Origin of the sequence: Neorhizobium fuzhouense (genome assembly GCF_042611105.1) — a bacterium.
Lineage (GTDB): Bacteria > Pseudomonadota > Alphaproteobacteria > Rhizobiales > Rhizobiaceae > Neorhizobium > Neorhizobium galegae_A.
Genome location: NZ_JBHFFP010000009.1, coordinates 169,669 through 170,962, shown reverse-complemented (window position 1 = coordinate 170,962; position 1,294 = coordinate 169,669). Strand labels below are relative to the sequence as shown.

The 1,294-nt window shown below is 62.5% G+C and carries 1 protein-coding gene and 1 pseudogene; both read right to left on the bottom strand.

The features are described 5' to 3' along the window. Positions 1–107: 107 nt before the first annotated feature. Positions 108–1,106 (bottom strand): plasmid partitioning protein RepB, encoded by a 999-nt coding sequence (repB, locus tag ACEXP3_RS16945; RefSeq protein WP_377298329.1) that lies wholly within the window; start codon positions 1,104–1,106, stop codon positions 108–110. Continuing rightward, positions 1,103–1,294, bottom strand: a pseudogene (locus ACEXP3_RS16940) (plasmid partitioning protein RepA); the annotation flags it as partial. The gene repB and the pseudogene ACEXP3_RS16940, both read right to left, overlap by 4 nt.

The following is a 1,294-nucleotide window of genomic DNA, read 5'->3' as shown; positions in this document are numbered from 1 at the left end:
ATGTCTTCATTTCCCTGATCAGCCCGCGCACTGCGAACGGGCCGAACCTGTGATCTATTTTGCGGCAGGCCTTCGTAAAAGCCTGCCATTGTCAGCTGACAATGAGATCAGGCGTCCGAAGCGCCCTCATCCCGTTTTTCGAACTCGGCCACCAGCTGCGGCATCCGCTCAGCCATGAAGTCGGCAAAGGCCTGCGAGCGGATGGCAAGCTTTGCCCCCTTCCCCGACCGCGACAACGTACCAAGCACGATCCCCTTGCGGGTCTTTACCGCCTCATCGCTTGCCCGCATCTTCTGCTCAGGCGCCGCCTCATTGAGGGCTGCCCAGAGGCTGGCGAAGCGGTCATTGCTGTCTGCGGCGCCAAAATCCTCTGCGCCGGTCATGGCTGCAGCCTTGCGCGCCGACGCCTGAACCTTCAGACGGTCAGCCAGCGCCAGCCAGCGCGGCCGGCCGATCTTGGGCGCCGGGCCGATGGCGAGGATGATGGCATCCGGCACGGCCTGCGCCACCTGCAACAGCCGCGACACTTCCGGTTTATCGACCGAAAGCGCCTGCGCAATCGTCTCACGATCAAAGCCGTGGTCGTCCATCCGACGCGCAAAGAGTGCCCGTTCGATGAAGCTGAGATCGACGCGCTGGCCGTTTTCCTGGCCCTGTGCGAGGATCAGCTCCTGGTCGCTCAGCTGGCGGATGACCGCCTTGACCTTCAACCCGAGCTCGCCTGCAGCCCGCAAGCGGCGATGACCATAGGCCGCCTGATAGAGTTTGGCCTTTTCCGGATGTGGTCGAACGAGGATTGGCACCTGCTGGCCATTTTCACGGATGGATGCCTTCAACGCTTCGAGCGTCACGTCAACGGCGACCGGAATGCGATCCTGAATGAAGGCGGCCTCGACCTGCGCCGGATCGAGTTCCACCACGCGGTCACCCTGCGCAAGCGTTTCGCGCAAGACCTTGGCAGCCGCGGCCTCTTCGTTCAGGCGGCCAAGCGACATGTTCATCGCACGCACGGCACCGGCCGGACGATGGACCTGCTGCGGGTTCGCATCGGGCTTTTTCTGGTCGGTCGCGCCCACCATCCCCTTGAGAATATCGCGTCCCTTCATGCTCGTCCCCATGCCGCTCGGATCAGCTGTTCCACCTCGCCATTAACCCCATCCATTGCCTCCACAGCACGATCATAGGTCTGGCGGTGCATGGTCTCGCGACCTGCCTCGTAGATCGTCTGCTTCGACAGGCCGGCATCGGAAACCGCGGTCGATTTGACCATCATGGAGGTCAGGACACGCTCATT

Coding starts and splice junctions, on each gene's coding strand:
- repB (WP_377298329.1), bottom strand. CDS start 1,106: ATGAAGGGACGCGATATTCTCAAGGGGATGGTGGGCGCGACCGACCAG.